Below are 23795 nucleotides of genomic sequence, written 5' to 3' on the forward strand. Positions count from 1 at the left end.
CGCCCCTTGGCGGGCGCCCGTTTTTGATCGTCCCAAGGAGAATCCAAACATGACCGACTTCAGCCAGCTGTGGGATCGTTACCAAATCCTGAAAGCCAGCCAGCCGAAACTGCGCGCGCGCGACGCCGCCGACGCGCTGGGCGTCAGCGAAGCCGAACTGGTGGCCGCCGATCCGGCCAGCCAGGCCTTGCAGCCGCATTGGAACGACATCCTGAGCCAGATCTCCCGCCTGGGCCCGGTGATGGCGCTAACGCGCAATCACGCCTGCGTGCATGAAACCACCGGCGATTACCGCAATGTGCAAATCGACGGCAAGATCGGCCTGGCCATCAACCCGGTCATCGACCTGCGCATCTTCCTATTCCATTGGCAGCACGCCTTCGCCGTCACCACGGCCGGCGCGCGCGGCGAGCAGCGCAGCCTGCAGTTCTTCGACCGTTTCGGCGAAGCGGTGCACAAGATCTATCTGACCGCCAATAGCGACGCGGCCGCCTACCAACGCCTGGTGGAAACCTTCGCCGCGCCCAAGACCGCGCTGAGCATAGACCCGCTGGAAGCCGAAGCGGCGGAGCTGGACGACGAGGTCATCGACAAGGCCGGCTTCCAGCAGGAATGGCAGAGCCTGCAGGACGTACACGCCTTCCATCCCTTCCTGCGCCGCTGGGGCGTGTCCCGCCAGCAAGGCTTCCGCCTGGCGCCGGAAGGCCAGGCCTGGCGCGTGCTGCCGGAAGCGGTGGAGCAATTGCTGCGCCGCGCCGCCCATATCGAAGCCCCCATCATGGTGTTCGCCGGCAACCGCGGCATGATCCAAATCCACACCGGGCCGGTGCGCAATGTGCAGATCGTCGGCAACTGGCTCAATGTGCTGGACCCTCACTTCAACCTGCATCTGCGCACCGATCTGATCGCCGAAGCCTGGGTCACCCGCAAACCGGGCGACCACGGCGTGGTGACCTCGCTGGAACTGTTCGACGACCAGGGCCTGTCGCTGGCCACTTTCTTTGGCGAGCGCAAGCCGGGCCAGGCGGAACGCGTGGAATGGATCAAACTGCTGGGCGAGCTGCCGGCACTGGAGCGCGCCGATGTCGCCTAAATTCGCCTTCGCCGCCCTGCTGGGCCTGGCCGCCGCGCTGCCCGCCTGGGCCAGCCAACGTATAGTGGTGATGACGCCGGACATCGCCGACATCGTGGTGGCGCTGGACGCCGGCAAGGAAGTCGTCGGCCGCGACCGTTCCAGCAAGTCGCCGGCTTTGGCTCAGGCGCAAGTGGTGGGCTTCTCCCGCGCGCTGAACGCCGAAACCATCGCCCGGCTCAAGCCCACCCTGGTGCTGGGCAGCGCCGAGGCGCAACCGCCGACGGTGTGGACCCAGCTGCGGCAATTGCAGGTGCGCGCCGAGGAAGTGACGCGCCGCGAGGACGGCGCGGATTTCGCCGACGCGATCCGCAAAGTGGGGCAACTCCTGGGCCGCGACGCCCACGCCCAGCAACTGGCCAGCCGCTGGCAGCGCGAGATGACGCCGCGCCCGGCGCGCGGCGTGCGCTACCTGGTCAGCTACGACGGCCAGTTGGTGGCCGGCCGCGACACCGCCGCCGACACCCTGATCCGCGCCGCCGGCGGCGTCAACGTCGCCAGCCAGTTGTCCGGCTTCAAGCCGATGGCGCGCGACGCCTGGCAGAGCCTGCAGCCTGACGTGATCATTCTGGGCAGCCACACCGGCACGGTGCACGGCGGCAAGGAGGTCTTCTCCAAACGGCCGGAAATCGCCTCCACGCCGGCCGGAAAACAAGGCCGCATCTACCTGCTGCCGGCCAAGGACGCGATGATGGTGGGCCTGAACAGCCCGGCGGTGGTCGATCAGATGGTGAAGATGTGAGCGCGCTGACCCTGGACGCCGCCGCGCCCAATCGCGGCCGCTGGCTGTTGCTGGGCCTGATCGCCGCCAGCCTGCTGTTGCCCTTGCTGGCCTTGTCCAGCGGCGGCAACGGCCTGGCCTGGCCGGACTTCAGCGATCCGCTGCTGACCCAGCTGCGGCTGCCGCGCATCGCCGCGGCGCTGGGCGTGGGCGCGGCGCTGGCCGCCAGCGGCGCGGCCTTGCAGGCCTTGTTCCGCAACCCGCTGGCCGATCCCGGCCTGATCGGCACCTCCAGCGGCGCGGCGTTGGCGGTGGTCGGCATGCTGGCCGTCGGCGCCGCCGGCCTGTCCTTGCCGCTGGCCGCCTTTGGCGGCGGCCTGCTGGCCACCTGGCTGATCCTGTTGCTGTCGCGGCTGGTGCGCGGCGGCCTGGCCGGTCTGCTGTTGATGGGCTTGGTGGTGGGCGCCTTCTGCGGCGCGGTCACCAGCCTGATGATTTTCATGTCCGACGACCTGACCCTGCGCGCCGCCACCAGCTGGCTGGCCGGCAATCTGTCCTCCGCTTCGTCGGAACGGCTGCTGGCCTGCCTGGGCGTGGCCGGCCTGGGCTTGCTGATCCTGATCGCGGTGGGCCGCGATCTGGACTGCCTGTTGCTGGGCGAGGATGCCGCCCAATCCCTTGGCATAGACGTGCGCCGCACCCGCCGGCTCACCGCGGTCGGCGCGGCGCTGGCCACCGGCGGCGCGGTGGCGCTGTCCGGGGTGATCGGCTTCGTCGGCATGATGATTCCCAATGCGCTGGCGCTGCTGATGGGCGGCTGCCGCCGCCGGCTGATCCTGCTGTCGGCTTGGGCCGGGGCCTTGTTCCTGCTGGCGGTGGACACCCTGGCGCGCACCGTCGCCTGGCCCATCGATCTGCCTGTGGGCCTGATGGCGGCATTCGCCGGGCCGCCGTTCTTCGTATGGCTGTTCCGGCGACAACAAAGGAGTCTGATCAATGGCTGAAACCACAACCCTGTGCGTGCGCCAGTTGGCCTGCGATATCGGCGGCAAGCGGATTCTGGACGACATCAACCTGGACTTGCCCACCGGCCGGGTCAGCGCGCTGCTGGGCCCCAACGGCGCCGGCAAAACCACGCTGATGCGGCTGCTGGCCGGTTTGAACACGCCCAGCGCCGGCGCGGTGCGTCTGGCCGGCCAGTGCGTCGGCCGCATGGAACCGGCGGTGCGCGCCCGCCGCATCGCCTGGGTGCCGCAGCACATCCCCTCCGGCATTCCGTTGACGGTGCGCGAGTTCGTGATGCTGGGACGCGTGCCCTACCTCGGCGCCTTCTCTCGCCCGCGGGTTGAGGACAAAAGCGCGGTGGCGGACGCGCTGGGCACGGTGGAGCTGGACGATTACGCCGACCAGCGGCTGGATCAGTTGTCCGGCGGCGAACGCCAGCGCGCGGCCATCGCCCGCGCCTTGGCGCAGCAAGCGCCGGTGCTGCTGCTGGACGAGCCCACCAATCACCTGGACCTGCGCCACCAGCACCGCTTGCAACAACTGCTGCTGGAATTGTCGCGCCAGGGCCGCACCGTGGTGCAGGTCTTGCACGACCTGGCGCTGGCGGCCAGCTACGCGGATCACGTGGCCTTGCTGGAACAGGGCCGGCTGGTGGTGGCCGGCGCGCCGGAACAGGTGCTAACGCCGGAGCGCCTGCTGGCGGTCTACCGCTGGCCGGTGCGTTTGCAGCGCAACGGCAACGACTGGCAGGTCAATGCAGCCCTGGCGCAGGCGCAGAAGCCCGCGGCGCTGGCGTCCGGGGCCTGAGAGCCTGTTCATAGCCTGCTGCGCGTCGGCGGGATGGATAGGTAAAGGGCGTTGAAACTAGCTTCGAAATGCTCATGTACCGTATGACCATTCCGCTTTCTCAGCTGCAACGCCTTGTCTCGCCCTAGCTCGCGAGGCTTTGAACAGACTCTGAGACCAGAGTCCAAAAATAAAAACCCCCGGCTTGCTTGCGCGAGCCGGGGGTTTTTCGCGATCTGGCCGCGCTTATTTCAACGCGTAGATCGCCGGCAGATTGCGCCAGGCGCCGCGCACGTCCATGCCGTAGCCGAACACATAGCGGTCCGGCACGTCCAGGCCGACGAAGTCCGCCAGCATCGGCTTTTCCTTGCTGATCAGCTTGTTGGCGAACACGCCGCTGTAGAAGGCCTTGGCGCCCATGGCCATCACTTTGTCGCGGATCGCCGCCATGGTGTGGCCTTCGTCCAGGATGTCGTCCAGCACCAGCACCACGCGGTCGCGCACGTCTTCCTTGGGCGCTTGTTTCCACACCAGCTCGCCGCCCTGAGTCTTGTCGCCGTAGCGGGACACGTGAACGTAGTCGAAGTCCAGCGGGAAGGCCAGGCGCGGCAGCAGTTGGCCGGTAAACACCACGGCGCCGCCCATCACGGACAAGACCAGCGGATAGGTTTCGCCCAGCTCCTCGGTGATTTCCACCGCCATGCGGTCAACGGCCGCGCTGACTTCCTCGGCGGTAAACAGCACGTCGGAGCTGTTGATCAGGCCACGGGCCTCGGCAATATTGGGCATGATGACTCCTTGATTCACACACGCAAACGCCGCTCTTGCCCATATCATCAAAAAACAGGAGCGGCGTGATTGAAAAAACGATTAGTTCTTGGCCAGCGAGCGCAGATAGGCGGCGAACTCGGCGCCCACCTCATGATGCTGCAAGCCGTAATTGACCGTGGCTTTAAGATAGCCCAGCTTGGAGCCGCAGTCGTAACGCACGCCCTTGAACGGCAGCGCCAACACCGGCTCGTCCTTCATCAGCGCCGCGATGCCGTCGGTCAGCTGGATTTCGCCGCCGGCGCCCGCCGTGGTGTTGATCAGCTTGTCGAAGATGCGCGGGGTCAGGATGTAACGGCCCACCACCGCCAGATTGGACGGCGCCACTTCCGGACGCGGCTTCTCCACGATGTGCTCTACTTGCTGATGGCCGCGCGCGTCCGGCGCCACCTTGACGATGCCGTAGGAGCTGGTTTCCTCCGGCGCCACGGTTTCCACCCCCAGCACCGAAGCATGGGTTTCATCGAACAGCTTGACCATCTGTTCCATCGCGCCCGGCGCGCCTTCGATCAGGTCGTCGGCCAGGATCACCGCGAACGGCTCGTTGCCCACTACCGGCCGCGCGCACAGCACCGCGTGGCCCAGACCCAGCGCCTCGGTCTGACGGATGAAGATGCAGGACACCGACGGCGGAATAATGCCCTGAACGGTTTCCAGCAGCTTCTGCTTGTTCTTGTTTTCCAGCTCGGTTTCCAGCTCGTAAGCCTTGTCGAAATGGTCTTCGATCGAACGCTTGTTGCGGCCGGTGATGAAAATCAGCTCAGTCATGCCCGCGGCGATCGCCTCTTCCACCGCGTACTGGATCAGCGGCTTGTCCACCACCGGCAGCATTTCCTTGGGGCTGGCCTTGGTGGCCGGCAGGAAGCGGGTGCCCAGGCCGGCGACGGGAAAGACCGCTTTCGTGATTTTTTTCATGCCCATTCTCGTTAACAAGCGTTGACAGGCGCGCATTCTACCGCGCCTCGGTCCGCGGGTGAAAGTCCCAGCCTCACAAACCGGCGGGAAAACGCCGCGCCAACTCCTGAGCCGCGTTTTCCAGCACGGGCCCCCAGACGCCGGCCTCGGTCTGGCGCCAGACCCGCATTGAGTCGTACCACGGCGCGCGCTCGCCGGCGGCCAGGAAGAAGGGCGCGCTTTCCGCGCGCATCAACACCCAAACCGGCTTGCCCATCGCCCCGGCCAGGTGGGCGACGGCGGTATCGACGGTGATCACCAGATCCAGCGCCGCCACCCAGGCGGCGGTGTCCGCGAAGTCGTTCAAGGCCGGCGTGCTCAACAAACCTTGCAAAGCCGAAGGCGTCGTTCCCGGCTGCAAGGACACGAAATCAATGCCGGGCAGCCGGCACAAAACGGCGAAGTCCTCCGGCGGCACGGATTTATGGCGGCGCCAGTGATCGGCCTTGCCCACGCCCCATTGCCCGCTCTCCCACACCACGCCGACGCGCGGCCGGCCGCCGCCGCGCGCCGGGACCGCGGCCGCCGGCACCGCGCTCAGATAAGGCTGGCCGGACAGATTGTCCAGCGTCACGCCCAACGCGCCGGGCAAGGACATCAAAGGCAGTTGCCAATCGAAAGCCGGCGCGGCCTCCGGCGCCAGCAGCTCGACGCCATCGAATTGGGCGAACAGGCGATGGAAGGTTTTGGGGCAGGCCAATAGCAGGCGCGCCCGCGGATGCTCGGCCCGGAGCCGCGGCAAGAAACGCGCCATCTGCAGGCTGTCGCCCAAGCCCTGTTCCGCCCACAGCAGCAAGGTGGACGCGCCCAGCGCCTGGCCTTGCCAGCGCCGATCGCGGTGACGCGGCTGCAGGATGGACTCCCAGCGCGCCTCGTAATACGGCCAGGCCTCGGCGTAGCGGCCGGCCAGCAATAGCGCGATAGACAAGCTGAAACGCAGATTGGCGTCGTCCGGGTCCAGTTCCAGACCCCCTTGCAACACGGCGATGGCGTCGTCCAGCAATAAGGCGCAGGTGCAGGCGTAGCCCAGGTTGTTGCATCGCGCCGGACTCGCGCCGGCCAGCTCGATGGCGCGCAGATGGCAAGCGATGGCGTCCTGGTATTGCAGCCTATGTTGCAAGACCACGCCCAGATTGCTCCAGGCGTCGACATGCTCAGGCTCCGCCGCCAGCGCCTCGCGCAGCAGCGCTTCCGCCAGTTCCAGTTCGCCCAGCTCCTTGAGCAGCACCGCCAGATTGCACTTGATGTTGACGGACTGCGGATTGAGGGCGGCGGCGGCCAAGTAGTCGTCCAGCGCGCGCGCGTTGTCGCCCTGGCGCAGGCGGGCGTTGGCGCGGTTGGCCAGCGCCTGCCAATCCTTGGCGTTCCGCCTCAGACATTGATCAAATGCCTGCTCCGCCTCGCGCCAGCGGCCCTCCGCCGCCAATCGGTTGCCTTGTTCGAAGGCTTGGTCCGCCATATCCGCTCCTTGGCTTAGTCTCCGGCCAGCAAAACTTGCAAGCCGGCCTCGTCCAGAATCGCCACGCCCAGCTCTTCCGCCTTGGCCAGCTTGCTGCCGGCCTCCGCCCCCGCCACCACGTAATGGGTTTTCTTGGACACGCTGCCGGACACCTTGCCGCCGGCGGCTTCTATCAATTCCTTGGCCTGGTCGCGGCTCAGCGTCGGCAAGGTGCCGGTCAACACCAGGGTCTTGCCTTCCAGCACGCCGGCCGCCATCGCTTGCGTCGGCAGCGCCGCCAGGATCTCGTCAACCAGGGCGGCGAGCGCACGCAGGCTGTCGCGCTTGCCCGGCAGGTCCAGCCAGTCGGCCAGCGCGTTGATCACCTCGGCCGGCAGTTCCAGGTCCAGCAAAGCGCGCCGTTCGCGCCCGGCCAGCGCGGCCAGGCCGTCGATCTGCGCCGCCAGCTGCTGGCTGCGCACCTCGGTCAAACGCGGGATGTCCAGCCGCGCCAACAGGGCCGCCGCTTGCAGGCGCTCGGCCAGGCGTGGCGACGGCGCGTGCTCGTCGGCCGGCGCCACATGGCTCAACAGGGCGTCCAGCGCGGCTTCGTTATTGGCTTCGGCGAAGAAGTCCGCCAGCGATTCCGCCACCACGCCGCCAATGTCCGGCAGCGCGGCGAACAAGGCCGCCGGCGAACGGCGGATCAAGGCCATCGTCCCCAGCCAATCGGCCAGGGTTTTGGCGGTGGATTCGCCCACATGGCGAATACCCAGCGCGAACAATAGCCGCGCCAGCGGCGGCCGCCGGCTGGCGGCGATCGCCTCGATCAGGTTCTCCGCCCACTTGCTCGCCACCTTGCCGGCCTTGACGGTTTCCGGCGTCGCGCCCTCGTCCTCGTCCGCGCGGCGCTTCATCTCCAGCAAGTCTTCCAGCGTCAGCCGGTACAGATCGGCCACGCCGCGCACATAGTCGTACTCCACCAGCTTGTCGATATAGCGTTCGCCCAGGCCGTCGATGTCCATCATGCGACGGCCGGCGAAGTGCTGAATCGCCTGGCTGCGCTGCGCGCGGCAGGACAGGCCGCCGGAGCAGCGCGCCACCGCCTCGCCCTCTTCGCGCACCACATGGCTGCCGCATACCGGACAGGCGCTTGGCAGCCGGTAGGCCGGATATTGCGGTTCATCGAACAAGCCGCCATCCGCGGCCGGCTGCATCGGCCGGCGCTCCATCACCACGGACACCACTTCCGGAATCACGTCGCCGGCGCGGCGCACAATCACGGTGTCGCCGACGCGCACATCCTTGCGCCGCGCCTCGTCCTCATTGTGCAGAGTGGCGTTGGTGACGGTGACACCGCCGACGAACACCGGCTTCAAGCGCGCCACCGGGGTGATGGCGCCGGTGCGCCCCACTTGCTCCTCAATCGCCTCAATCTGGGTCAGCGCTTCCTCGGCCGGGAATTTGTGAGCAATGGCCCAGCGCGGCGCGCGCGACACAAAGCCCAGCTCGTCCTGCAAGTTGCGCTGGTTGACCTTGTACACCACGCCGTCGATATCGAAAGGCAGGCCGGGGCGGCGCTGCTGCACCTGCTCGTAATAGGCGATCAAGCCGTCCACGCCGCGCACCACCGGACGCAAATCCTCGGCCACCACCGGGAAGCCCAGTTCGCGCAACCAGGCCATTTCCGCGCTGTGGCTGGCCGGCCAGTCCGCGCCTGCCACCTGGGCGATGGCGTAGGCGAAGAAGGACAGCCGGCGCTGGGCGGTAATGCGCGAATCCAGCTGACGCAGGCTGCCGGCCGCGGCGTTGCGCGGATTGGCGAAAGTCTTGTCGCCGCGCGCCGCCTGCTCGGCATTGAGCTTGTCGAAGTCCTGTTTCAGCATCAGCACTTCGCCGCGCACTTCCAGCAGGCTGGGCACGGCGGCCCCCGCCGGCAAGCGCAGCGGAATCGCGCGCACGGTGCGGATGTTCTCGGTGACGTTCTCGCCGGTCACGCCGTCGCCGCGGGTGGCCGCCTGGACCAGCACGCCGTCGCGGTAAAGCAGGGAGATCGCCAGGCCGTCGAACTTGGGCTCAGTGGCATACTCCACCTCCGCGGCGTCCAGGCCCTTGCGCACTCGCTCGTCGAACTGCAGCAGCTCCTCATGGCGCAGTTCGCGCTCGTTCAGCTGCATATCGGAAAACGCGTTGGACAGCGACAGCATGGGCACGCTGTGGGTCACTTGCTGGAACTCGTCCAGCGGCGCGCCGCCGACGCGGCGGGTAGGCGAATCCGCGCTCGCCAGTTCCGGGTGCTCCTGTTCCAGCTGCTGCAGCTCCCGGAACAGGCGGTCGTATTCGGCGTCCGGCACCGTGGGCGCGTCCAGCACATAGTATTCGTGGCCGTAGCGATTCAGCAGTTGATGCAGTTCGGCTACGCGCTGTTGCGGAATGAGGGTGGTCATGTTCAATCGGGCTCAAACAAGAAAAGCCGGCATGGTGCCGGCCTTGGAAACGGTAGATGGTCAAACGGGCCGATCACCCCAGTGTAGCGGCTGAACGGCAAGGCAACACCGGGGCCTAGGGCCGGCCTCAGGCGAACAGTCGCAAGGCGGCCACGCTTCCCGGAGCGATGCCGCGGTCGTCCATGCTGCCGTAGATGTGCAGCAATTGCTCGCGAATGCGGGTCAGGCCGGCGTCGGACAGCGGGCGGCGGTTGTCGTCCACCAGTTGGGCGTCGAACTCCTGCGCCAACTGGCGCGCGAAATACACGGCTCGGTCGAACACCTCGACGCCGCCGGCCACGCGCGGCACGTCGAACAACAGAGTCAGCGCCGGGAAGGATTTGTCCAGCAAGGTGTGGAAGGTGAACGGCATCTGGTCAGCCGCCATCAGCGAATACAGGGTGTTGCCGGAGTCCGCCAGGTAGTGGAAGGCGCCGTCCGGCTCCAGCTGCAGGCCGGCGGCCTCGGCGAAGCTGCGCAGACGCGTGCCTTCTATCGGCCCTTGCGGCACGATGTTGATGCCGATCAACACGTCCACGTCGGCGCAGAAGCGGTCAAGTTCGCGCGCAGCCACCAGCTTCTGCTGGCGTTGCGGGAAGCTGACCGCGGCGTCGTGCTCCTCGGCGAAACGCGATACCTGTTGGCAGAAACCAGCCAGTTCCTGCTCAGTCACCGCGCCGCTGCGGTCCACCATCTGCATGCTGACGTTGATCTGCTTGTAACGGGTGCCGGGCAAGGCTTCGGCCGGCTTCCACAGACCTTTTTCCGTGCGGCCTATCAATTGGGTGCGCTTGCCCACGTTGAAGCGCGGAATCGCCGCCAGCTCGTGCGGCGCGTGGAACACCACTTCAGCGATGAAGTCCAGCGACGGGTCCAGCATCGCCACCACCAGCGCCTGGTGATCGGCGGAGTCCATACGCGGTGCCTCGTCCTCGTCCTCGTCCTCCATCACCGGCACCGCGTCAAAAACCGCCTCGCGCGGCCGGTCGGACTCGGCTCGCGCCGGCTCCGCGGGGATTTGCGGCTCAAAGTAAGCGGCGGCGTAGTCGTCCGGCTCCGGCGAGGCGTCCACCAGCACCGGCTCCATCCGGTCCTGCTTCACGCCGTCGCGCACATTGTTCTTGGGTACGTCCAGCAACACGTCGTCGTGGCCGCGCGTGAAGGCCTGGCGAGTCTTCTTGCGAAAACGCCATTCCTGAAAAGCATTGAATCCGTACACCAGAGCGATCACCGCGCCGCCCAGTATCAATACACCAATCTGTAATTCGCTCATCAGCCAGTCCGCATTAAGGCGAATAATCGAAGCCGTCGGCAGCCTCCTCGCCGCGCGCCGACGCATCTTTCAATGCGCGATGCGGCGTCTTTCGGCAATAGCCAGGCCGACAGCCTCCCTTTAAGTATTCGGCAACAAAACCGTTCGAATCTGGCGTTTCGGCCAGTCGAGAACGGTGATAGACCACGGTTATTATAACGAAAGCCTCAGCTTGCGCATCATTTGGCGGCAATTTAGCCGTAAATGCCTTGCCGCCAGCGTAACCAAGCCGGGGCGATAGCTGATGCGGGCAATTTGGTGCTTCAAACCGGGTTCGCAACCTGAATTGGATGCCGAATCGCCCCTGCTGGTTCCATCGGACCGCGTAGAACGGCTCCAGCCGGCCGTTCAACGTCTCGAATCAGGCCCGCCGCAAGCGGGCCAAATGGAAGCGGAACGTCATTTTCAGTGCTGGAAGGTCCGGCAGATGACATTTCTGACAGGGGCGCTCTGAAATATCTCGTGCCAGAATATTTCGTGTTCATGCAAATGAATGATTCCAAATCGTCTTAAACACTGCTTAGGAAAGCAAGGGATAGATCGATGAAAAACACTTCTCAAGCCAGTTTCCTTCCGGTGGTCCACGAGCTGGCGCGCACCTACCAGGCATTCGAACAGTTTGCCAGCCAGCACATTCGTCAGCTGGGCCTGACTCCGCCGCAATTCGACGTGGTCGCCACCTTGGGCCATAGCAAGGGCATGAATTGCAAGGAGCTGTCCGACCGTACGTTGATCACCAAAGGGACGCTGACCGGCGTCATCGACCGGCTGGAAGACAAGGGTCTGGTTACCCGTACCATGCAGCCCAACGATCGTCGCAGCGTGTTCGTTTCCTTGACCCAACACGGCGAACGTCTGTTCGATCAGGCCTTCCCCGCTCATATCGACTATATGCAGATCGCCTTCAAACGCTTTGGCGAACACGACCTGTCCGGCTTCTGCCAGGAACTGGGCCGCCTGCGCGAAGGCTTCAGCCTGGCCCTGGAGGAGCAGGAAGAAGTCACGGCTTAGGATCCCCTAGCCGTCACCGCCCTTTACCCGGCGGCGAGACGCGGCCCCGCGATGCGGCCCGCGCCCTCGCCGCCATTGCGTTTTAAACTCCGGCCGCGCTCGCGGCTCAATGGCTCTGAAAACGCACCGGCACAATCAACACCGAATCCACCGCCTGGCCGTTGCGTTTGGCCGGCGCGAAGCGCCAGCGCTCCACCGCGGCCTTGGCCGCTCGGTCCAGCCGCGGATAACCGCTGCTGACGGCCACCGTCACCTCGCCGGCGCGGCCGGCGGCGCTAACGCCCACCCGCAGTAAAACCGTGCCCTGCTCGCCGTTTTCCCGCGAGCGTTCCGGGTATTCCGGCTGCGGATTGTTCAGATATTCCGCGCGGTACAATGCCACGCTGTCCGCGCCGCCCTGCGACGCACTGCCGCCTCCCGACCGCGCGCCGGCCCCGCTCTTCGCCCCCTCGACGCCTGCTGACTCAACGGCGGCTGCCGCCGGCGCGGCTAGGCCGGCCTCCGGCAAAAGCGAAGGCGCCGTAAAACGGACGCTTGGTTTGGCGCTTGGCCTGGCCGCCGCTTTATTGTCAAGCTTGTCGCCGGCCTTATTGCCGGCCTTGGCCGCCTTCTGAGCGATGGCGGGCGATGGTCCGCCGGCGGGCTGCGCCAGTCTCAGCGTCAACGCGGCAACGCTTGGCGGCGGCGGACGGCCTTGCCAAGCAAACAACAACAAAGCGTGCAGCGCCAGCGACGCCAGCAGGGCCCAGCATACAGGGCGCGCGCCCATCTCTCGCCTCAACAGCGCATCCGGCTGTCCGACCGGCTGTAATGCCACCAAGCCACCAGCATGGACACCAGATAAAACACAAAGAACATGCCGAAAGCCGGCAGGAAACTGCCGAAGGCGGCCAGCGCGCTGCCGAAGGATTTGGGAATCACGAAGCCGCCGAACGCCGCCATCACCGAGCTGACGTTCATCGCCGACGCGCCGCGGCGGCCGCCGCGCGCATAAGCTTCCGCAACGTCCAGGCCGGCGGCCTTGGCCCGCTGGCCGGCCTGCAACAGAAAAACCTTGGGCGCCAATTGAAAAGACGAGCCGTTGCCCACGCCTGCGGCGAAGAAAATCAACTGAAACATGGCGAGGAACAACCAGAACGAACCGCCGTTGCCGGCGGAGGGCATGCTCAGATAAACGCCGACGGTGGCCAGCGCCATCACCCCGTTGCTGAGCATGGTGGCGATGCCGCCGCCGATGTGGTCTCCCATCCAGCCGCCCAGCGGCCGCGACAAGGCGCAGACCATGGGCCCGATAAAGGCGTAGGGCGTGACGTCGATCAGCGGAAACATATTGCGCGCCAGCAGTGGGAAGGCGGCGGCGAAGCCGAGGAAAGTGCCGTAGCTGCCCATGTACAGCAGGCAGATATACCAAGTGTGCGGATCGCGCATCGCGTCCAGTTGGTCATGCGGCGTGATGCGCAGTTTCGGCAGATCATGCGCGTACAACAGGCAGGTCAGCGCGATGACGACGATGAAGGGCAGCCACAGATAGCCAGCGTTTTGCAGCCACACCGGGTGCACGGCGCCGCCGACGCCCCAGATCTGCGGCATGCCGCCGAATAAGGGCAGCAGAATGGCGACCGGAATCGCCAGCTGCGCCACCGACACGCCCAAATTCCCCAGGCCCGCGTTCAGCCCCATCGCCAGCCCCTTGGCCGCCTTGGGGAAGAAAAAGCTGGTATTGGACAGATGGGAAGCGCTGGCGCCGCCGCCAATGCCGCACAAGCCGGACACCAGCAACAACATGGGGAACGGCGTCGAAATATCCTGCACCACCGCGGCCACGCCCAAAGCCGGCAGCAAGAGCAGCAAGGTGGAAATACCCAGCCACAGGCCGCCGCCCACCCAGCTCCATATCCATGAGTACAGCAGCCGCATCAAGGCGCCGACCAGCGGCGGAATCGACACCAGCAGGAACTGCTGCTGATTGCTGAGCGCGAACCCAACCGCCGGCAGGTTGACCACCACCATGCTCCACATCATCCAGATATTGAAGTTCAGATGCAGCGACAGGATGGACAGCCAGAGATTGCGATTGGCGATGCGCCGCCCGCGGCGCAGCCAGAAAATAGGGTTTTCAGGTTCCCAACGCTTGATGCTTACGGTCATGCCCATTCATCCAGCAATGATATCGCCCGGCGGCCGCTGCCGCCGGGAAGCTGCGCAGTATGCCATTCGCGCGCGCGCTCCTGTTTGCGCGCCGTCAAATTGCAACTGACGAAAACAGTTTGCGGAAAGCTAAAACTAGACGAGACAAGGCGAAAACGGCTGAGGAAGCGGAATGATCAACTGGCACATGAGCATTTCGAAGCCGGTTTCAACGCCCTTTCTCCATCCATCCCGCTGACACACAGCAGACTTTAAACAGGCTCTCAGGCGGTTTCCCGCATTTTCAACGCTTCCACGATGTCCACCGCCACAATGCGGCTGACGCCCTGCTCCTGCATGGTCACGCCCACCAGTTGTTCGGCCATTTCCATGGTCAGGCGGTTATGGGAAATATAGAGAAACTGGGTTCGCTCCGACATCTGTTTGACCAGATCGCAGAAACGGCTGGTATTGGCGTCGTCCAGCGGCGCGTCCACCTCGTCCAGCAGGCAGAACGGCGCCGGGTTCAGCGAGAACAGCGAGAACACCAGGCTCATCGCCGTCAACGCCTTTTCCCCGCCGGACAGCAGGTGAATCGTGCTGTTCTTCTTGCCCGGCGGTTGGGCGATGATTTGTACGCCGGCGTCCAGCAGGTCCTCCCCGGTCAGCACCAGTTCGGCGCGGCCGCCGCCAAACAGCGTGGGGAAAAACTCGCGCATCTTGGTGTTGACCGCATCGTAAGTGGCTTGCAGCATCTCGCGGGTTTCGCCGTCTATCTTGGCGATCGCCTCTTCCAAGGTGGCCATCGCCTGATTCAGGTCTTCGGACTGGTTGGCCAGATAGTCGCCGCGCTTTCTGGCTTCATCCAGTTCCTCCAGAGCCGCCAGGTTGACCGCGCCCAGCCCTTCCAACGCGCGCGCCAGCCGGGCAATCTCGGCCGCCAGCGCGTTCGGCTTCACCGCCTCGCTCAGATCGGCCATCAGCGCGGCTTCGTCGGCGCCGGCGCTGGCCAGCTCTTCGGCGAAACGCTCCATCGCCAGCCGCGCTTCCTGGTGCTTGAGCAGCCAGTCCGAACGCGCTTCGCGCAGCGCCGGCAAGGCGGCGTTGGCTTGCTGTTGTTGATGAGTCAATTCGCGCAGCTTCTCGGTCAGGCCGTTGAGCCGGTCGCGCACCGCGCCCAGGCTGTGCTCGCGTTGTTCGCGTTCGGCCAGGGCCAGCTGCAAGGCCTCCTCCGGCACCGCTTCCTCCACTGCCTCGGCTTCCTCGGCCAGAGTCTCCAAGCGCTCGGCCAGTTGCTGATCGCGCTCGTCCAGCTCGCGGCCCCGCCGCGCCAGCTCCGCCACCTTCTGCTCGGCGGTGCTCATTTCCAGCTTGATCTCATGCAGCATGCGCTCGGCGTCGCGGGTCTTGTTGCGCGCCAGTTGCAAACCGGTCTCGGCGTTGAGCCGATCCACGCGCATGTCTTCCAACTGCACCGTCAGCTCTTCCAGCGTCAGCGCCGTCTCCTCGCCCAGCATTTCCGCCTCGGCGATGCTCTGGCGGGCCAGTTCGCCCTCGTCGGCGATGCGCCGGCGCTCGGCCTCGATCGCCGACAGCCGCGCCGCGCCCTGGCGCGCGGCCTGGTCCAGCTTGACGTGCTCCAGGGTTGCCGCGTTCAGTTCCGCCTCCAAGCGGGTCAGCGCGCCCTTTTGCGCCCGCACCGCCTCGGCCAGCATGCCGCCGCGGCTTTGCAATGATTCGCGACGCCGCTGCAAGGCGTCGATTTCCGGCAACAAGGTCTCCAAGCGCGACTGGGCCGCTTCCAGCAGCGCCTTGCGCGCCATCAGGCCGTCGCCGCCGGCTTCGGCGTGCAGGCACAGGCTGGCGGCGTAAACGCGGTGGCCTTCCGGCGTCAGCAGGCAAGCGCCGGCCGGCAATTGTTCGCGCAAGGCCAGCGCCTCATCCAACGATCCGGCCAGGTAGACGCCGGCCAACCAGTCCTGCAAGGCGGCCTGGAAGGGTTGGGCGGCTCGCACCTGTTGCAACAGCGTCGGCCACGAACGCTCCGCTTCCCAATCCCGCACTGTCGCGCCGTCCGCCAGCGCCAGCGCCGCCGGCGGCAATTCGCCGGACAACGCGGCGGCGCGCGCGGCCAGGCGCTCGCCCAGCGCCGCTTCCAGCGCCGCTTGCCATTTAGGCTCCACCTGCAGGCTCTGCCACAACTGCGGCGCCTCGGCCAGGCCCCGGCGCTGCAGCCAGCCGTCCAATTGCTCGCTGGCCGCCTCGCGCGCCAGCATCCCGGCCAGCGCGGCGGCTTCGGCTTCGGCGCGCGCCTGCTCACCGCGCAGCGCGGCCAGTTGCTCGTCCAGTTTTTCGCGCTCGGCGGCCAGGTCAGCCTGCTTGGCCTCGTCGGCCACCAGCCGGCCTCGCACCGTCTCCAGCGCGCCGCGCGCGCGTGCCACTTCGGCGGCGGCGGCTTGCTGCCGCTCTTGGTCCGGCAAATTCAAATCGCTCAGTTCGCGGCGCAAAGCGTCTTCGCGGCCGGACAGCTGCTCCAGATTGCGACGCTGATGCTCGCCGTTCTGGCGCGCCAGGTCCCGATCCCGGCTGAGCTTGGCCTGCTGCGCGGTCAGCCCGTTCAACTGCTGTTCGATGGCGCGGTATTCCGCCTCGGCGGTGGGCAGTTCGTCGGCGCCGTCCTCCAGCGTCATCTGCGCCTCTTCCAGCCGCATCTGCGCTTCTTCCCGCCGCGGCAGCCAATCGTCCAGTTCGGCCTTCACCTGGCCGCGGCTTTCGGCCAGCACCTGGCGCTCGGTGCGCACGGCGCCCAGTTCGCGGTCGACGCGGGCGCGGTTCTGCTCGCGATGGCGCTGAGCCTCTTCCAGCCGCGCCAGTTGGGCGTTGGCCTCGAACAAGCGCTGCTGCGCCTCGTGCACTTCGTCGCTGGCGGCGAAATGGCTTTCGCGCACGGTTTCGGATTCGGCCTCCACATGGGTGACCGCCGCTTCCAGCGCCGCTTCTTCGGTTTCAATGCGCGCCAGTTCCCCGCGCGCCGCCGCCTCGTTGCGCGCGGCCTCTTCGCGTCGCGCCAGAGCCAACAGGTTTTGCTTATGGGTCAGCGCGCCGCGCAGATCGTGGTATTGGGCCGCCACCTCCGCCTGTTCGGACAAGCGCTCCACCTGCCGTTCCAGCTCTTGCCGCAAGTCCGCGATGCGCTCCAGGTTGGCGCGGGTGTCCGCGATGCGGTGTTCAGTCTCGCGGCGGCGCTCCTTGTACTTGGACACGCCGGCGGCTTCTTCCAGATAGGCGCGCAGTTCTTCCGGGCGCGCCTCGATAATCCGGGAGATCATGCCCTGCTCGATCACCGCGTAGCCGCGCGCGCCCACGCCGGTGCCGAGGAAAAGATCCGTGATGTCGCGGCGACGCACTTGCTGGTTGTTGATGAAGTAGCTGGATTCGCCCTGGCGGGTCAGCACCCGCTTGATCGCCACTTCCGCGTACTGGCCCCAGGCGCCTGTGAGCGCGCCGTCGCCGTTGTCGAATACCAGTTCCACCGAGGCGCGGCTGACCGGCTTGCGCGTGGACGAACCGTTGAAGATCACGTCCTGCATCGATTCGCCTCGCAGTTGCTTGGCCGAGGACTCGCCCAGCACCCAGCGCACCGCGTCTATCACATTGGACTTACCGCAGCCATTGGGGCCGATCACCGCCACCAGTTGACCGGGCACGGCAATGCTGGTGGGATCGACGAATGACTTGAAACCGGCAAGCTTGATGTGGGTGAGACGCAAGATGTCCTCGCAATGGCTGGGCGAAAATCGGCATTTTAGCAGTTGCCCGCGCCAGGCGCGCGTCGCGCGCGGACCTGTTGCGCGTCGCGCAGCCGCATCTACCCAGGCAGCCCACTTATGCCATAATGGCCGCATGGAACCGCTATCGTTGTCCAATCAATTCTTGATCGCCATGCCCAATATGGCGGACCCGCTGTTCTCTCGCTCGCTGGTCTTCGTCTGCGAGCACGGCGAGCACGGTGCCATGGGCCTGATCATCAACAAGCCTTCCGGCATCGCCATGGCGCAGTTGTTCGATCAGATCGATCTGCCGCTGGACGGCGACTCGCTCCGTGCCGAGCCGGTCTACTTCGGCGGCCCGGTGCAGCCGGACCGGGGCTTCGTGCTGCACATGCCGGTGGGCAATTGGCAGTCCAGCCTGCTGGTCACCGACGACATCGCGCTGACCACGTCCAAGGACGTGCTGATGGCGGTGTCCGAAAACCACAAGCAGCCGGACCGCATGCTGATCACTCTGGGCTACTCCGGCTGGAGCGCCGGTCAGCTGGAACAGGAGATCGCCGACAACGGCTGGCTGACGGTGCCTGCTCGGCCTGACATCATCTTCGGCCTGCCTTGCGAGGAGCGCTACGACGCCGCCATGGCTCTGCTGGGCTTCGACCCCTCCCTATTGTCCACGGATGTCGGCCATGCCTGAAGGTTGCGCCCTGGCATTCGATTTCGGCGAGCGCCGCATCGGCGTCGCCGTCGGGGACACCCTGCTCGGCATTCCCCACCCGCTCATCACCATAGACACGGAAATCAACGACGCGCGCTTCGCCGCCATAACCGCCTTAATCGCGGAATGGCGACCAGCGCAATTGGTAGTGGGGCTGCCGATGCACATCGACGGCACCGAACACCAGATGACGCAGCTGGCTCGCCGCTTCGCCAACCGGCTCAAGGGACGCTACGGCCTGCCGGTGTGGCTGGTGGACGAACGGCTGACCTCGGTGGTGGCCGAATCCATGCTGGAAGAAGCCGGCGTGCGCGGCCGCAAGCAGAAGCCGGCGCTGGATCAGGTGGCGGCCCAGGCCATCCTGCAAACCTGGTTCGAGCACCCCGGCCAAGCCGTCTGAATCCATCATGAAATTCTCGCCGCAAGCCCGGGTCAGCGCGCTGATGCTGGCCTTTCTCGCCAGCCTGCTGGGCTTGATCGCGGTCTTGCTGACGCCCAGCCATCAATTGCGCGAATGGCGCAGCGCGCCGGGCCACGTGGAGAGCAGCCGCATGCTGGTGGAGTCCAGCCCCGAGCATCCCGACCAACTTTACTGGCAACCCCATGTGCAATACCTGTACACGGTGCGCGGCCAGGTCTATCACAGCGACCGGCTGTTCGCCGTCGACAACGCGCTGCCCGGCGACCGCAGCAACGCCGACGACCTGACGCGGCGCTTTCCCGCCGACAAGGCGATCACCGTCTACTACAACCCGCGCAGCCCCGCCGAGTCCGTACTGATCAAGGGCGGCGACAGCGATATCGGCAGCGCCAAATTCATCCTGGCGGCGTTGAGCGCGCTGTTCGGCTGGGCGCTGCTGTATAGGCTTAGGGCCAAGCTGCCGCTGCCGCGCCGACGCATTCACCGAAACGCCCGTTCCCCATGAGCGAAAAAGTCATCGCCCTCTTGGTCATCGCCATCGGCTTGGCCATTTCCGTCTATCTGTGGCAGCAGTCCGCCAAAGCCCAGCAGGCTTCCGCTTGGCCCAGCGTCGTCGGCAAGATCGTCTCCAGCGAAGTGGACTGGCGCCATGCGCGCGGCGGCGACAGCTCGGACCGCAGGGAATTCCGCGCCGTCGTGCGCTATGAATACCTCGTGGCCGGCAGCGTACGCCACGCCGAGCGGCTGCGCTTTCCCAACCCCGGCTACGGCGGCAGTGATCAACAAGCGCTAGAGATCGTGCAGCGCTACCCGGCGGGCCAAGCCGTACAGGTGTTCTACAATCCGCAAAATCCCGAAGAAGCCTGCCTGGAGCCGGGCAAACATTGGTCGGCGTGGCTGGCGCAAGCCGTGGGCGCGCTGGTGGCCCTTGTCGGCTTATGGCTGCTGCAACGTTAAAACCAGCCCCCTCCCCTGTTCGCCGCTAAAACTGTCCACCTGGACATGTCATTACAAAGTCATTATTTATTACGCTAGCGGTGCCTGTTTTAATTTTTTGCGTAAGCACTGACAAAAAATGACATTGCCGTCACAATGTCGCCCCAACCCCGTATTTCGAGCTATTGTCCCGATGACACGCGCGCTGTCGATACTCTTGCTGTGCCTGCTGTTAATGGGAGGCGCCGCTCACGCCGGCTTCCAGACCTTCAGCGAGCGGGACGCCGGCGTCTATTGCTCCGCCGACGCAGGACTGGACATAGACCGCGTCGCCAGCGCCGGCTGGCAGACGCGTTTCCAGCCGCTGCCGGACGGCAAACTGGCGCGCGGCTACGGCCACGACACCTGCTGGCTACGGCTCGAACTTCATGATTTACCGCCACGACCTTGGCTGGAATTGATTCCCAGCTATTTGGCGCGCTTAACCTTATTCCAGCCCCTGCCCAACGGCGGCTGGCAAGGGCAGCGCATCGGTTCCTGGCTGCCGATGTCCGCTATGGAGCTGCCGTTGATGGCGGCCAGCTTTCCCCTGCAGGCCCGCGAGCAGACTGTGTTCATCAAGATCCAGTCGCTGGCTCTGAACGCGCAGCCGCGCCTGTGGAGCGAGCCGGATCTGGTCGCCCACAACAATCAGCGCCTGCTGCAATTGGGTCTGATCTACGGCTATATGCTCACCATGGTGCTGATCGCGCTGGCGGCCTGGCTGATCACCCGCCAAGCGCAGCACGCCAAGCTGTTCGGCTACATCCTGGCGGTGGCCTGCCATCGATTCGCCACCGACGGCATGGCCCGCCTGCTGCTGTTTCCGGAACAGCCCAAGATCGCGCTGCTATGCAATTACGTCGGCCTGGGCGCCGCCGTCATCCTGGGTTGCGCTTACTTCGCCCATCTGCTGGAGCTGAAGCGAGACTACCCGCGCACCTATCGGCTATATCAACTGCAGGCCGCCACCGGCGCAGCCACGGTGCTGTGCGCGCTGTTCTGGCCGTTTGGCCTGGCCTACAGCATTCCGGTCACGCTTTACGCCATCATCGTCATCAATCTGCTTACCCTGCCGGTTTGCTGGCGGCTGTGGCGGCGCAACGGCAGCGGCGATCGCCTGATCGCGCTGCACCTGCCCACCAATCTGGCGCTCAACATCCCCGCTCTGTTATTGCATCTGGGACATATTCCTTATCAATCCTGGATCCAGGAATACGGCCGGCTGGCCGATCTGCCGCCCATCACCCTGCTCTACATCGGCCTGTTCCTGCGCATGCGCACGCTGGAGCGCGAGCGCATCGACGCCCTGCATCAGGCCAGCCAGGCCCAGGCTGACAGCCTGCGCCAACGAGAGGCTCGCGAGGAACAGGCAGACCTGCTGGCAATGATCACCCATGAAATCCGCACTCCAGTAGCCATCATCGACGCCGCCAGCAGCAGCTTGCGCCTGCTGGAGGAGGACGCGCCGGCGCCGACGGTGCTGGCTCAGCGCCAGGCCCGCCACGAACGCATCCAACGCGCCTTGCAGCGCATGCAGGAATTGATGCTGCTGGCCGAGCAGCATGGCCGTGCCGGCATGATCGACTCCGGGCTGCATAAACAATCGCTGGACTTGCTGGAACTGACCCGGCAAACGCTGGAGCACCTGGAAAACAACGCTCAAGGCCGTTTCTGGCTGCAAAGCGGCGGAGCGCGCATGCCGCTCTACGGCGACGCGCAGCTGCTGTCGGTGCTGTTGCAGAACCTGATGGAGAACGCTTTGAAATACGCGCACCCGGACACGCCCATTCAGATCGGCGTCCACCGCCTAGCCGACCGCGTCGTCTGGCAAATCAGCGACCACGGCCCCGGCATCGCGCCGGGCCAGGAAGAAGCGATTTTCCAGCGCTTCACCCGGCTGGCGGAGACCAGCAACCGTCCCGGCTTGGGACTAGGCCTCCATCTGGCGCGGCGCATCGCCGTTCAGCACGGCGGCGAACTGGGTCTGGACCCCAACTGGCCGCACGGCGCCAGTTTCATCTTGCATCTACCGAAAGCCGCTCATGACGCACATAGCCTTGCTTGAAGACAATCCAGACCTGCGCGAAGAGCTGCTGTTCCAACTCAAGCGCTGCGGCTATCAAGCCACCGGCCTGGCCTGCGGCCAGGAGTTGGAGCGGCACTTGGCCGAGCATCCCTGCCGCTTGCTGATTCTGGATCTGGGCTTGCCCGATATCGACGGCATGGCGCTTAGCCGGAGGCTGCGCGCCAGCCACCCCGGCCTGGGACAAGTCATGCTCACCGCGCGCGGCGCGCTGGACGACAAGGTTCAAGGCTTGCAGCAAGGCGCCGACGCCTATCTGGTCAAGCCCACGCCGCTGGCGGAATTGCTGGCCACGCTGGCCAGCGTGCTGCGGCGGCTGGACGGCGACGCGGCGGAACGCGCCGCCGGATGGCGCTACCACGCCGCCAACCGCATGCTGACCGCGCCCAACGGCCTGCAGTTGCACCTGACCCACGCGGAGCACCAAGTGCTGAGCGCAATGCTGCGGCGCGCGCCGGAACCGGCGCACCGCCGCGAATTGGCGGAAGCGCTGGGGGTCAATTACCTGCACTACGATGAACGCCGGCTGGAAACCCTGATCAGCCGGCTGCGTCGCAAACTCAGCGGCATCGCGCCGCAGCACAATCCCATTCTGGCGGCCAGGGGCGTGGGCTATGGGTTCAGCGAGCCCTGCCAACCGCTCTAAGCCGGCAAAAAAACGCGGCCCGGAATCGGGCCGCGCATGGGCGGAGCGAGAAGGGACGCCGACTCAACGGCGGCCGGATTTCTTGCTGTCCCTCTCCTGTTGCCTGGCTTCGCGCTCCGCGGCGCGGATAGCGGCCAACTCCTTGGCCCGCTTTTCCCACGCCAGCCATTCAGCCGGGCGTTCCAGCGTGATGCGGCCGATATTGCCGTCGCGAAAATCGGTCAGCACGATCTCGGCCGCCTTTTGCACATTGATCTTGCCGCCGGACTGCACCGCGCCGCGCTTGCGGCCTATCATTTCCAGCACCTGCCAGTCCTGCTGGCCGGCGATATCGTCCAGCTTGTAGCGCGCGGTCAATTCCGGCGCATAGTGCTGGAGCAGATACTTCAGCAGCTCCAGCGCCACCTCTTCCTCGTCCATCGCATTGCGGCCCACCGCGCCGCTGGCCGCCAGATTGTAGCCACCCTCTTCCACCTCGATCTTGGGCCACAGCATGCCTGGGGTGTCGAACAGCTCCACGTCGTCGGCCAGAATGATGCGCTGTTCGTTCTTGGTAACGCCCGGCATATTGCCGGTCTTGGCCACCTTGCGGCTGCTCATGCTGTTGATCAACGTGGATTTGCCAACGTTGGGAATGCCGCAGATCAACACCCTCAGCGGCTTTTCCAGGCCGCCGCGCGTCGGCGCCAGCTCGCGGCAGGCCGCCACCAGCTTCTGCGCCGGCGCGCGTTCGCCGGCGTCCATGCCCAATGCCTGGGTGTTCTTCTTGGCGCGATACCATTCCAGCCACTGCAAAGTGGCGGCGGCGTCGGCCAGATCCTGCTTGTTCAGAATCATCAGCCGCGGCTTGCCCTTGGCCATGCGCGCCAGCATGGGATTGGCGCTGGAAGCCGGCAGTCGCGCGTCCAGCATCTCAATGACCACGTCGATGTCTTTCAATCGCTCGGCCACATCCTTGCGGGCCTTATTCATATGGCCGGGGAACCATTGGATTGCCATGCTTCTAGCGCTTTCTTATCGGATCAAGTAGATAGGTTAGACCATTATGGTCCAGCTCCTGCATCAATTGCAGCAGGCGGCCAATTTCGCCGGGGGGAAATCCTTCGCGGGCGAACCAGTTCAGATAGTTGCCGGGCAGATCGCAGATCAGCGTGCCCTTGTGTTTGCCAAACGGCATGGCCCGGGTCACCAGGCTTTGCAAATCATCGGCTTGCATTGCGGCTCCCTTCAAGCAAGTTGCGCATTGTGCCAAAACCTCGGCGCTCTGACCATGCCCGTCGCCCGGCTCCGGCTTGACATGGCGCAAACGCGGGCGGGGTTTAACTGGGGACGAGCAAGCACGGGGTTTAGCATGTAGGCGGCCTTCAAAAACCAGCGGC

The 23795-nt window shown here is 65.6% G+C and carries 21 protein-coding genes; 11 read left to right on the forward strand and 10 right to left on the reverse strand.

The window, feature by feature from the left end:
* Positions 1–49: 49 nt before the first annotated feature.
* From B0T39_RS15725 to B0T39_RS15740, 4 genes are read left to right on the forward strand one after another with little or no spacing between them, the layout of a single operon-like run.
* Positions 50–1093 (forward strand): hemin-degrading factor, encoded by a 1044-nt coding sequence (locus B0T39_RS15725; protein WP_081548201.1) that lies wholly within the window; start codon positions 50–52, stop codon positions 1091–1093.
* Positions 1083–1874 (forward strand): heme/hemin ABC transporter substrate-binding protein, encoded by a 792-nt coding sequence (locus tag B0T39_RS15730; RefSeq protein ID WP_081548203.1) that lies wholly within the window; start codon positions 1083–1085, stop codon positions 1872–1874. Before B0T39_RS15725 ends, B0T39_RS15730 begins: the two co-directional genes overlap by 11 nt.
* The gene (locus B0T39_RS15735; protein ID WP_166454384.1) at positions 1871–2857 is read left to right on the forward strand and encodes a FecCD family ABC transporter permease; all 987 of its coding nucleotides are present in this window, start codon (positions 1871–1873) and stop codon (positions 2855–2857) included. The genes B0T39_RS15730 and B0T39_RS15735 overlap by 4 nt, the downstream gene beginning before the upstream one ends.
* The gene (locus tag B0T39_RS15740; protein WP_081548205.1) at positions 2850–3665 is read left to right on the forward strand and encodes an ABC transporter ATP-binding protein; all 816 of its coding nucleotides are present in this window, start codon (positions 2850–2852) and stop codon (positions 3663–3665) included. Before B0T39_RS15735 ends, B0T39_RS15740 begins: the two co-directional genes overlap by 8 nt.
* A 225-nt stretch (positions 3666–3890) precedes the next feature.
* Here B0T39_RS15740 and B0T39_RS15745 read toward each other — a convergent pair whose 3' ends face one another.
* From B0T39_RS15745 to B0T39_RS15765, 5 genes are all read right to left on the reverse strand, one after another.
* The gene (locus B0T39_RS15745; RefSeq protein ID WP_019103182.1) at positions 3891–4433 is read right to left on the reverse strand and encodes a hypoxanthine-guanine phosphoribosyltransferase; all 543 of its coding nucleotides are present in this window, start codon (positions 4431–4433) and stop codon (positions 3891–3893) included.
* Positions 4434–4514: 81 nt separating this feature from the next.
* Positions 4515–5387 carry a UTP--glucose-1-phosphate uridylyltransferase GalU gene (galU, locus tag B0T39_RS15750; RefSeq protein WP_081548260.1) on the reverse strand — a complete coding sequence of 291 codons (873 nt, stop codon included), beginning with the start codon at positions 5385–5387 and terminating at the stop codon, positions 4515–4517.
* Positions 5388–5460: 73 nt separating this feature from the next.
* Positions 5461–6885, reverse strand: coding sequence for a tetratricopeptide repeat protein (locus B0T39_RS15755; RefSeq protein ID WP_081548207.1), 1425 nt, complete (start codon positions 6883–6885; stop codon positions 5461–5463).
* A gap of 14 nt (positions 6886–6899) precedes the next feature.
* A complete protein-coding gene (gene ligA / locus B0T39_RS15760; protein WP_081548209.1) occupies positions 6900–9311 on the reverse strand; it encodes an NAD-dependent DNA ligase LigA in 2412 nt (803 codons plus the stop codon).
* Positions 9312–9438: 127 nt separating this feature from the next.
* Positions 9439–10623, reverse strand: a complete 1185-nt coding sequence (locus B0T39_RS15765; RefSeq protein WP_081548211.1) for a cell division protein ZipA C-terminal FtsZ-binding domain-containing protein — start codon at positions 10621–10623, stop codon at positions 9439–9441.
* A gap of 582 nt (positions 10624–11205) precedes the next feature.
* Between B0T39_RS15765 and B0T39_RS15770 the strand changes: the two genes are divergently transcribed.
* A complete protein-coding gene (locus B0T39_RS15770; RefSeq protein WP_019103187.1) occupies positions 11206–11673 on the forward strand; it encodes a MarR family winged helix-turn-helix transcriptional regulator in 468 nt (155 codons plus the stop codon).
* Between the two features lie 106 nt (positions 11674–11779).
* Here the strand turns inward: B0T39_RS15770 and B0T39_RS15775 are convergent, their stop codons facing one another.
* The 3 genes from B0T39_RS15775 to smc all read right to left on the reverse strand — a co-directional run bounded on the left by B0T39_RS15775 (position 11780) and on the right by smc (position 17705).
* A complete protein-coding gene (locus B0T39_RS15775; RefSeq protein WP_081548213.1) occupies positions 11780–12442 on the reverse strand; it encodes an energy transducer TonB in 663 nt (220 codons plus the stop codon).
* A gap of 8 nt (positions 12443–12450) precedes the next feature.
* Complete coding sequence (locus B0T39_RS15780) at positions 12451–13821, reverse strand: nitrite extrusion protein (RefSeq protein ID WP_081548215.1); 1371 nt, start codon at positions 13819–13821, stop codon at positions 12451–12453.
* A gap of 263 nt (positions 13822–14084) precedes the next feature.
* Positions 14085–17705, reverse strand: a complete 3621-nt coding sequence (gene smc, locus B0T39_RS15785) for a chromosome segregation protein SMC (protein WP_439896893.1) — start codon at positions 17703–17705, stop codon at positions 14085–14087.
* On the opposite strand from smc, the gene B0T39_RS15790 reads away from it, so the two are divergent.
* From B0T39_RS15790 to B0T39_RS15815, 6 genes are all read left to right on the forward strand, one after another.
* The gene (locus tag B0T39_RS15790; protein WP_081548219.1) at positions 17704–18267 is read left to right on the forward strand and encodes a YqgE/AlgH family protein; all 564 of its coding nucleotides are present in this window, start codon (positions 17704–17706) and stop codon (positions 18265–18267) included. The two genes, smc and B0T39_RS15790, sit on opposite strands and share 2 nt — an antisense overlap.
* Complete coding sequence (gene ruvX, locus B0T39_RS15795) at positions 18251–18688, forward strand: Holliday junction resolvase RuvX (protein WP_081548221.1); 438 nt, start codon at positions 18251–18253, stop codon at positions 18686–18688. Before B0T39_RS15790 ends, ruvX begins: the two co-directional genes overlap by 17 nt.
* Before the next feature lie 7 nt (positions 18689–18695).
* Positions 18696–19214 carry a DUF3592 domain-containing protein gene (locus tag B0T39_RS15800; protein ID WP_081548223.1) on the forward strand — a complete coding sequence of 173 codons (519 nt, stop codon included), beginning with the start codon at positions 18696–18698 and terminating at the stop codon, positions 19212–19214.
* A complete protein-coding gene (locus B0T39_RS15805; RefSeq protein WP_081548225.1) occupies positions 19211–19666 on the forward strand; it encodes a DUF3592 domain-containing protein in 456 nt (151 codons plus the stop codon). The genes B0T39_RS15800 and B0T39_RS15805 overlap by 4 nt, the downstream gene beginning before the upstream one ends.
* Before the next feature lie 172 nt (positions 19667–19838).
* Entirely contained in the window at positions 19839–21752 is a 1914-nt protein-coding gene (locus B0T39_RS15810; RefSeq protein ID WP_176219574.1) for a sensor histidine kinase, read from the forward strand.
* The gene (locus B0T39_RS15815; protein WP_081548229.1) at positions 21730–22416 is read left to right on the forward strand and encodes a response regulator transcription factor; all 687 of its coding nucleotides are present in this window, start codon (positions 21730–21732) and stop codon (positions 22414–22416) included. The genes B0T39_RS15810 and B0T39_RS15815 overlap by 23 nt, the downstream gene beginning before the upstream one ends.
* Before the next feature lie 63 nt (positions 22417–22479).
* Here B0T39_RS15815 and ylqF read toward each other — a convergent pair whose 3' ends face one another.
* A complete protein-coding gene (ylqF, locus tag B0T39_RS15820) occupies positions 22480–23415 on the reverse strand; it encodes a ribosome biogenesis GTPase YlqF (protein ID WP_081548231.1) in 936 nt (311 codons plus the stop codon).
* 4 nt (positions 23416–23419) lie between these two features.
* The gene (locus B0T39_RS15825; protein ID WP_019100859.1) at positions 23420–23632 is read right to left on the reverse strand and encodes a DUF3820 family protein; all 213 of its coding nucleotides are present in this window, start codon (positions 23630–23632) and stop codon (positions 23420–23422) included.
* Positions 23633–23795: the final 163 nt, after the last annotated feature.

The organism is Chromobacterium haemolyticum (assembly GCF_002081825.1).
Lineage (GTDB): Bacteria > Pseudomonadota > Gammaproteobacteria > Burkholderiales > Chromobacteriaceae > Chromobacterium > Chromobacterium fluminis.